8 protein-coding genes and 1 pseudogene are annotated in these 8,182 nt (G+C 61.7%); 3 read left to right on the plus strand and 6 right to left on the minus strand.

Going from position 1 to position 8,182, the window contains the following annotated elements; all coding sequences use genetic code 11:
* Positions 1–236, plus strand: a pseudogene (locus L9Z73_RS20635) (hypothetical protein); the annotation flags it as partial.
* Positions 237–311: 75 nt separating this feature from the next.
* Here L9Z73_RS20635 and nhaA read toward each other — a convergent pair.
* Positions 312–1,487, minus strand: coding sequence for a Na+/H+ antiporter NhaA (gene nhaA, locus L9Z73_RS20640; RefSeq protein ID WP_247404787.1), 1,176 nt, complete (start codon positions 1,485–1,487; stop codon positions 312–314).
* 215 nt (positions 1,488–1,702) lie between these two features.
* Between nhaA and L9Z73_RS20645 the strand changes: the two genes are divergently transcribed.
* On the plus strand, positions 1,703–2,797 hold the full coding sequence (locus tag L9Z73_RS20645; protein WP_247404790.1) for a PLP-dependent cysteine synthase family protein: 1,095 nt from the start codon (positions 1,703–1,705) through the stop codon (positions 2,795–2,797).
* A gap of 58 nt (positions 2,798–2,855) precedes the next feature.
* On the opposite strand, the gene L9Z73_RS20650 is transcribed toward L9Z73_RS20645, so the two are convergent.
* From L9Z73_RS20650 to L9Z73_RS20660, 3 genes are all read right to left on the minus strand, one after another.
* On the minus strand, positions 2,856–4,469 hold the full coding sequence (locus L9Z73_RS20650) for an NAD(P)/FAD-dependent oxidoreductase (RefSeq protein ID WP_247404793.1): 1,614 nt from the start codon (positions 4,467–4,469) through the stop codon (positions 2,856–2,858).
* Positions 4,470–4,575: 106 nt separating this feature from the next.
* On the minus strand, positions 4,576–5,247 hold the full coding sequence (locus L9Z73_RS20655; protein WP_247404796.1) for a COG3650 family protein: 672 nt from the start codon (positions 5,245–5,247) through the stop codon (positions 4,576–4,578).
* Positions 5,248–5,343: 96 nt separating this feature from the next.
* The gene (locus L9Z73_RS20660) at positions 5,344–5,943 is read right to left on the minus strand and encodes a short chain dehydrogenase (RefSeq protein WP_247404799.1); all 600 of its coding nucleotides are present in this window, start codon (positions 5,941–5,943) and stop codon (positions 5,344–5,346) included.
* A gap of 105 nt (positions 5,944–6,048) precedes the next feature.
* On the opposite strand from L9Z73_RS20660, the gene L9Z73_RS20665 reads away from it, so the two are divergent.
* Entirely contained in the window at positions 6,049–6,957 is a 909-nt protein-coding gene (locus L9Z73_RS20665) for a LysR family transcriptional regulator (protein ID WP_247404802.1), read from the plus strand.
* On the opposite strand, the gene L9Z73_RS20670 is transcribed toward L9Z73_RS20665, so the two are convergent.
* Together L9Z73_RS20670 and L9Z73_RS20675 are read right to left on the minus strand one after the other, a co-directional pair.
* Entirely contained in the window at positions 6,954–7,439 is a 486-nt protein-coding gene (locus L9Z73_RS20670) for a DoxX family protein (protein ID WP_247404805.1), read from the minus strand. The two genes, L9Z73_RS20665 and L9Z73_RS20670, sit on opposite strands and share 4 nt — an antisense overlap.
* Positions 7,436–8,182: DNA-binding domain-containing protein (locus tag L9Z73_RS20675; RefSeq protein WP_247404808.1), on the minus strand; the 747-nt coding region annotated here is incomplete at its 5' end. The genes L9Z73_RS20670 and L9Z73_RS20675, both read right to left, overlap by 4 nt.

Consider the following 8,182-nt stretch of genomic DNA (forward strand, 5'->3'; position numbering starts at 1 on the left):
TTTTCTTTGGCCGTGGCAGTATCGTGACCGCCGTCATCGGCGCCGTCGCCGGCGGCCTGCTGGGTTCGGCCACCGAAGAAGGCCTGACCCGTACCCAGGGCGTGGAAATCACCGTCCGTGAAGACGACGGCAGCATGCGCGCCTATGTGCAGGCCGTGCAGGAAAATGAAATCTTCCGCATCGGTGATCGCGTGCGCATCATGACCGTTGATGGTACCAGCCGCGTGACTCGCTAAGCGTTAAGCCGCGAGCAAAGAAAAACCCCAGCCGGGTGACCGGCTGGGGTTTTTTGTGTGCGGTGTTTGCGCGAGTCAGGCTTTCTTGCGACTCGCCATTGCCGTCACCGCATAACCGATACACGCCGCGAGTATCGACCCGGTCAGAATCCCCATTCGATCCTCCCCGGCAAACTCACTGGCGCCCGGCACGAACGCCAGTGAACCGACAAACAGGCTCATGGTAAAGCCGATGCCGCACAGGATCGCGACGCCGAACACCTGACCCCAGTTGGCGCCGCTGGGCAGCGCGGCGAGGCCGGTCTTGATGGCCAGCCAGGTGAGGCCGAATACGCCGATAGTCTTGCCGATCAACAGGCCGGTGGCGATACCCAGGGGCACGTGGTGGGTGAAGCTCTCGAGGCTGACCCCGGTCAGGGACACACCGGCGTTGGCAAACGCGAACAGCGGCAGGATGCAGTAGGCCACCCACGGATGGAGGGCATGTTCGAGCGTCAACAGCGGAGAGGTTTCGGCGTTTTTGGTGCGCATCGGTATGCAGAACGCCAGGGTCACGCCGGCCAGGGTGGCATGCACGCCACTTTTCAGCACGCAGACCCACAGGATCAGGCCGATGATCAGGTAAGGCCCGAGCTTGATCACGCCCAGCCGGTTCATCGCAATCAAGGCAATCAAACAGGCGCCCGCGCCCGCCAGGGCTGCGCCGGACAGGTCGCTGGAATAGAACACGGCAATCACGATGATTGCGCCCAGGTCATCGATAATGGCCAGGGTCATCAGGAACAGTTTCAGCGACACCGGCACGCGCTTGCCCAGCAGCGCCAGGACGCCCAATGCGAAGGCGATATCGGTGGCCATGGGGATTGCCCAGCCGGAAAGCGCCGCAGGGTAATCCTTGTTGATTGCCCAGTAGATCAATGCCGGCACCACCATGCCGCCGATCGCCGCAGCGCCTGGCAGGACGACTTGCGAGGGCTTGGACAGGTGGCCGTCGAGCAACTCGCGCTTGACCTCCAGGCCGATCAGCAGGAAGAACAGGGCCATCAGGCCGTCATTGATCCACAACAACGCGGGCTTGGCGATCTTCAGCGCGCCAATCTGCGCCACTACGGGCACGTCGAGAAACGCGTTGTAGAGGTGCGACAACGGTGAGTTGTTGACGATCAGCGCCAAGGCAGCTGCGGCGATCAACAACAGACCGCTGGCGGCTTCCAGCTGGAAAAAACGGGTGAACGTGCTACGCAGAGCCAAGGTATGCTCTCCAATCCGGATTCAATAGGTGCGTACCCTAACCCGTACCGTTAGTTGTTAAAACAAAAGTTATATTCTTATTTGTTATAAGAATAGGGCGCGGTCGTGGTTACGCCAGAACCTAGCAATTGTGTGTCTAATTGAGTCGTTACTGTATCTGTGTGTGGCATAGGAAACATCCTAAGATTGCGACTGAAATCCTTAGAGATTCCCTCATGAGCGACCACCGTCCCTGGGCCCGCGAAGCCATTCGTATTATTGAAGCAGACTTCCAGCGCAGCGCCGACACCCACCTTATCCCTTTAGCGCTGCCGGGCTTGCCAGGTATCGAGTTGTACTTCAAGGATGAGTCCAGCCACCCCACCGGTAGCCTGAAACACCGGCTGGCGCGCTCGCTGTTCCTGTATGCGCTGTGCAATGGCTGGCTGAAGCCGGAGGCGCCGGTGATCGAAGCCTCCAGCGGTTCGACGGCGATCTCCGAAGCCTACTTCGCACGCTTGCTCGGCCTGCCGTTTATCGCGGTGATGCCAGCCACCACGTCCAAGGAAAAGATCGCCCAGATCGCCTTCTATGGTGGCAAGAGCCATCTGGTACAAGATCCGACGCAGATCTACGCCGAATCCGAACGCCTCGCGCAGGAAAGCGGTGGTCACTTCATGGACCAGTTCACCTACGCCGAACGCGCCACCGACTGGCGGGCGAATAACAACATCGCCGAGTCGATCTTCCAACAGATGCGCTTCGAGCGTCATCCCGAGCCGAGCTGGCTGATTTCCAGCCCCGGGACTGGCGGCACGACCGCGACCCTGGGGCGTTATGTGCGTTATCGCCAGCATTGCACCCGCGTGTTGTGTGCCGATGCCGAGCGCTCGGTGTTCTTTGACTACTACCTGAGCGGCGATGCCGGCTTGCGCCTGGAGTGCGGTTCGCGGATCGAAGGCATTGGCCGACCCCGGGTCGAGGCGTCGTTTTTGCCCAAGGTCATCGATGCGATGGTCAAGGTGCCGGATGCGCTGTCGCTGGCGGCCATGCATTACCTGGCCGAGCGGCTGGGGCGACGGGTCGGCGGGTCCAGCGGGACCAACCTGATCGGTGCCTTGATGGCGGCGCAGCAGATGAAAGCGGCGGGGGAGTCGGGGTCGATCGTGGCGATCTTGTGTGATGGGGGCGAGCGGTATGCCACCACCTATTACGATCAGGCGTGGCTGGCGGGGCAGGGGTATGAACTGCAGGGGTTGATCGCTGCGGTTGCGGCCAGCGTCGAGCGCGGTGAGCCACTGCCCGATAATATTCTGCGCGCGAATATCTGACACACCACGAAAAACAATGTGGGAGCGCGCTTGCTCCCACATCTGGATGACGGTTTTTTCAGGCCTCGATACCCAACATATCCCGCGCCAACGCCTCGGCAATCCGAATGCCGTCGACACCCGCCGACAGAATCCCGCCGGCATAACCGGCGCCTTCACCGGCCGGGAACAGGCCTTTGACGTTCAAGCTCTGCATCGATTCGTTACGGGTAATCCGCAATGGCGATGAGGTGCGCGTCTCGATACCGGTCAAGACTGCATCGTGCAGCGAGTAGCCCTTGATCTGCTTCTCGAACGCCGGCAAGGCTTCACGGATTGCTTCGATGGCGAAGTCCGGCAGCGCCAGGGCCAGGTCGCCCATGGACACCCCAGGTTTGTAGGACGGCTCCACGCTGCCGATGGCCGTGGACGGTTTGCCGGCGATAAAGTCGCCCACCAGTTGCGCCGGAGCCTCGTAATTGCTGCCGCCGAGGATGTAGGCGTGGGACTCCAGGCGTTCCTGCAGCTCGATGCCGGCGAGCGGGCCGCCCGGGTAATCGACCTCAGGCGTGATGCCGACCACGATGCCGGAGTTGGCGTTGCGCTCGTTGCGCGAGTACTGGCTCATGCCGTTGGTCACCACGCGATGCAGCTCGGAAGTCGCAGCTACCACGGTGCCGCCGGGGCACATGCAGAAGCTGTAGACCGAGCGGCCATTCTTGGCGTGGTAGACCAGTTTGTAGTCGGCGGCGCCGAGTTTCGGGTGCCCGGCGTATTTGCCCAGGCGCGCGGCATCGATCAGCGACTGCGGGTGTTCGATACGGAAACCCACGGAAAACGGCTTGGCTTCCATGTACACGCCACGGCCGTGGAGCATGCGGAAGGTATCGCGGGCGCTGTGGCCGAGGGCGAGGATCACGTGCTTGGAGAGGACCTGCTCGCCGCCATCGATGACCACGCCGTTCAGTTGGCCGTCTTCGATCAACACGTCGGTCACCCGTTGCTCGAAGCGCACTTCACCGCCCAGGGCGATGATTTGCTCGCGCATGTTTTCCACCACGCCGGTCAGACGGAACGTACCGATGTGCGGCTTGCTGACGTAGAGGATTTCTTCCGGTGCGCCGGCCTTGACGAACTCGTGCAGCACTTTGCGCCCGTGGAATTTCGGGTCTTTGATCTGGCTGTAGAGCTTGCCATCGGAAAAGGTCCCGGCGCCGCCCTCACCGAATTGCACGTTGGACTCCGGGTTGAGCACACTTTTGCGCCACAGGCCCCAGGTGTCCTTGGTGCGCGCGCGCACTTCCTTGCCGCGCTCGAGAATGATCGGCTTGAAGCCCATCTGCGCCAGCAGCAGCCCGGCGAAAATCCCGCACGGGCCAAAACCGACGACGACCGGACGTTCAGCCAGGTCCGCAGGCGCCTGGCCCACTACCTTGTAGCTGACGTCCGGCGCCGGGTTGATGTTGCGGTCATCGGCAAACTTGAGCAGCAGGGCGGCTTCACCCTTCACGTTCAAGTCGACGGTGTAGATGAAGCACAGCTCCGAGGATTTTTTGCGGGCGTCGTAGCTGCGTTTGAACAGGGTGAAATCGAGCAGGTCATCACTGGCGATGCCCAGGCGCTGCACAATGGCGGGCCGCAGGTCTTCTTCGGGATGGTCGATGGGCAGCTTGAGTTCGGTGATTCGTAACATGACAGGGTCCGGTGTGCGGCGTTTGGTGGGGCCGGCGGTTTTGCAAACCGGTGATTATAAGCCCCAAGCGCAGTTTGCCGTCATGTTAAAACATCACAGCAGCGAATCAATCGTCCCGCGAACCACCGAAAGCCGCGCAGCCACGCTGGACTTGACCGTTGACCCGCAACTCGGCGGTCATGTGTTGCAGGCTGCCGCTGACGCTGTCGACACACCGCTGCGGGGCTACCCACAGTTCGATGTGCTGGTTATTGGCTTCGGTCATCAGGTTGAAACGACCGTCACCCAGTTGTTCCTCGACATAGGGAACCGGCAGCGGTGGCTGGCCTTCGCGCTCCAGCACCATGCCCTTGGCGGTGACGTTCAGCGCCCAGGCTGGCTTGTGGCCGTTGGCGCGCAGGATCATGCGCTTGAAGTCGGGATCATCACAGGCCGAGGTCGACCGCTCGACGCGGTACAGCTGTTGCAGCTCCACTTCGCCCTGGGTGCCGGTGGCGACGCCGGAGAACTTGCCACGCAGGTCGGCAAACAGTGCGCCTTGCTGGCCGGCCAGGGAGGCGGCTTCCTGCAGAATGCTGGTGCCGCCGGTATCCTTGACCACGTAGTTGCGTTGGTCGTGGCACGGTTGGAACAACAGCTTGCCTGCGACAGCCGTGAGTTCGCCCTGCATGCGGGTCAGCCCGACGGTGGACGGTTTGGCCGGCTCGCTTTCGAACAACTGGCAGGCGGTGAACAGCGGGAGCAAGGCAAACAGCATGAGGGTACGGGCGGCACGCATTATCGGGTCTCCTGACAAGTGCCGCCACGTTACGCAGGCTGGCGGTGCATCACAAGCCCACGTGCGAGCTTCAGGCATTTCTTACAGCCTTGAAGTTCAACCTACGATAAAGGTTTGACCGGTCTGCAAGCCCTCGACGCTTTTCGCGTAGGCCAGTGCCACATCGGCGCCCGTCGCCGGTTTGTACCCGCGAAAGTACGGTGCGTAGCTGCCCATGGCTTCCAGCAGCACCGTCGGGCTCACGGAGTTGACGCGCAGGCCCCGTGGCAATTCGATTGCCGCGGCTTTCACAAAGGCATCCAGTGCGCCATTGACCAGTGCCGCCGAGGCACCGGTGCGAATCGGGTCGCGGTTGAGAATGCCGCTGGTAAAGGTGAACGAGGCGCCGTCGTTGGCGTACTCGCGGCCGATCAGCAGCAGGTTGACCTGGCCCATCAATTTGTCGCGCAGGCCCAGTTCAAAATCGGTTTCGCTCATCTCACCCAGCGCGACGAAATTCACATTGCCTGCCGCGCAGACGAGGGCATCGAACCGGCCGGTCTGCTCGAACAGCCGGCGGATCGAGGCGCTGTCGCTGATATCCACCTGGAAGTCGCCGCTGCTGCGACCAATACTGATTACCTCGTGACGCTGCGCCAGTTCCGCCTTGACCGCTGAGCCCACGGTGCCGCAGGCACCAATCAATAGGATTTTCATCGTGCTGTTTCTCCAGTGGGGTAAGTGAGGGTTCAGTCTAGTGTGGCTTTTCAGATGGATAAACGCGCTAATGGGCAACCTTTGGTTTTCAAATGGAAACAATCCATGAGCGAGATGGATGACCTTGCGGCGTTTGCCGTATTGATCGAGGCCGGCAGTTTTACCGTAGCGGCTGAGCAGTTGGGTTGCAGCAAAGGGCAATTGTCCAAGCGCATCAGTCAGTTGGAGGCGGGGTATTCGGTGGTGTTGCTGCACCGCACCACGCGCAAGCTCAGCCTGACCGCTGCCGGCGCGGCGTTGTTGCCCCAGGCGCAGGCGTTGGTGGTGCAGGTCGAACGGGCGCGTCAGGCACTGGCCCGGCTCAAGGACGATTTGGCCGGGCCGGTGCGTATGACGGTTCCGGTGTCATTGGGCGAAACCTTCTTCGATGGCTTGTTGCTGGAGTTTTCCGAGCACTATCCGCAGGTGCAGATCGAACTGGAGCTGAACAACAGCTACCGCGACCTGGCGCGGGATGGCTTTGACTTGGGGGTACGCTCCGGTGCCATCGAAAATGAGCGGCTGGTGGCCAAGCCGCTGCTGGCCTGGCACGAGATGACCTGTGCCAGCCCGGCCTACCTGGAGCAGCACGGCGAACCGCTGACCCCGGCTGATCTGGCGACCCACACCTGCCTGCTCAACAGCCACTACAGCGGCCGCGAGGAGTGGCTGTACCACCAGCAGCACGAACTGCTGCGCGTGCGGGTGAGCGGGACCTTCGCCTCCAATCACTACAACCTGTTGAAAAAGGCCGCCCTGGTGGGCGCCGGTATTGCACGCCTGCCTTCCTACGTTTTACCGGCGGAACTGGCTGACGGCCGATTGCGTTGGCTCCTGCGGGACTATCAAACGCGGAGCCTGCCGATGTACTTGGTTCATCCCTATCAGGGCGGTTTGCCGCGACGCACCCAGGTGTTGGCCGACTACCTGGTGGACTGGTTCAAGCGCAGCGGCGAAGCCCTCGACCGTCTCTAGCGATAACGGCGGGCAATCAAGTGGTCGATGGACAGGCTGCCCGGGCCCTTGGCCACCAACAGCAGCAGTATGGCAAGCCAGGTGCCGTGGGTGGGGTAGGCGTCGGGGTACACGAACAGTTGAATGGTCAGGGTCATGCCAATCAGCGCCAGGGCCGAAAAGCGCGTGGCGAAGCCCAGCAGGATCAGCACGGGGAAGAAGTGTTCGGCAAATGTCGCCATGTGCGCGGCCACTTCCGGTGACAGCCAGGGCAGCCGGTATTCGCTGCGAAACAGCGGCAGCGTCGAGGCGGCGAGTCGCGGTTCGCCCAGTTGGAAGGTGCCGCTGATCAAGTCGATGGCAAAACCTTCGACTTTGGTTTGCCCGGACTTCCAGAACACTGCCGCTATGGAAAAGCGTGCGAGAAAGGCGATCAAGCTGTAGGGGATTTGTTCGAAAAGCTGGATGGCCCGTTTAATCAGGCCCGGTGATTGAGCGTTCATAGCGATACCTTGTGTTCCAGATGCAGATGAGTGATTGCGGCTTGGTTGATCAGTAGCGCCAGGCATTGGTGCAGGTCGAACTCGGCCGACGTCTCCAGTGCGTGTGTGAGCGCCTCTTCCAACACCGCGCCATGGTTCAGGCTGTCGATGAACACCACCGAGCCGCTGTCGATGGCGAACACCTTGACCTCCAGGCCCTGGCGCAACACCAGGGCGCCCTGGGCATGCCAGGGATTCAACGTGGCAATCGCGCCCTCGGTGTGGTGCGCCGCCCACACTGCGACGACGGCGTAGCGGGAGTTCAACGTAGCCAGGGATGGGTGCAATTGCAGGCGCAATGTGCCCAGTTCGGTGTGTGCTTGCAGTTGCTGCAGAACAGCCTGCGGTTCCCGCGCCGGGGCATCTGCGGCGTGATAGGCACGGACCCGCAAGCGTTCCAATCGCGCTACATCCGCCAGGTAAGGCACGCTCGCGGCCGGTTCAAAGCCCTGGATAAAGTCGGAAAATGTAGCGCCGTACTCGCTGATCACCGGGCTGCTGGGCGGGCTCACCTGTACGTAGCAGCCGGCCATGGCGCGGAAAAACTCGTCGCCCACCAGTTGCAACGTCACCGGGTAAGCGGTCGCCAGCGCATTGATCAACGAGCTGTGGACATTGTTGCGATACACCGTAAAGCGGCTGGCCGGGTCGGCGCCGTTGCTGCTGAACAGGCCATCGGGGCAGGCCCGGTCCGGCGCCAGCAG

The organism is Pseudomonas emilianonis, assembly GCF_023072625.1.
Lineage (GTDB): Bacteria > Pseudomonadota > Gammaproteobacteria > Pseudomonadales > Pseudomonadaceae > Aquipseudomonas > Aquipseudomonas paraveronii.

Coding starts and splice junctions, on each gene's coding strand:
- L9Z73_RS20645 (WP_247404790.1), top strand. CDS start 1,703: ATGAGCGACCACCGTCCCTGGGCCCGCGAAGCCATTCGTATTATTGAA.
- L9Z73_RS20650 (WP_247404793.1), bottom strand. CDS start 4,469: ATGTTACGAATCACCGAACTCAAGCTGCCCATCGACCATCCCGAAGAA.
- L9Z73_RS20655 (WP_247404796.1), bottom strand. CDS start 5,247: ATGCGTGCCGCCCGTACCCTCATGCTGTTTGCCTTGCTCCCGCTGTTC.
- L9Z73_RS20660 (WP_247404799.1), bottom strand. CDS start 5,943: ATGAAAATCCTATTGATTGGTGCCTGCGGCACCGTGGGCTCAGCGGTC.
- L9Z73_RS20665 (WP_247404802.1), top strand. CDS start 6,049: ATGAGCGAGATGGATGACCTTGCGGCGTTTGCCGTATTGATCGAGGCC.
- L9Z73_RS20670 (WP_247404805.1), bottom strand. CDS start 7,439: ATGAACGCTCAATCACCGGGCCTGATTAAACGGGCCATCCAGCTTTTC.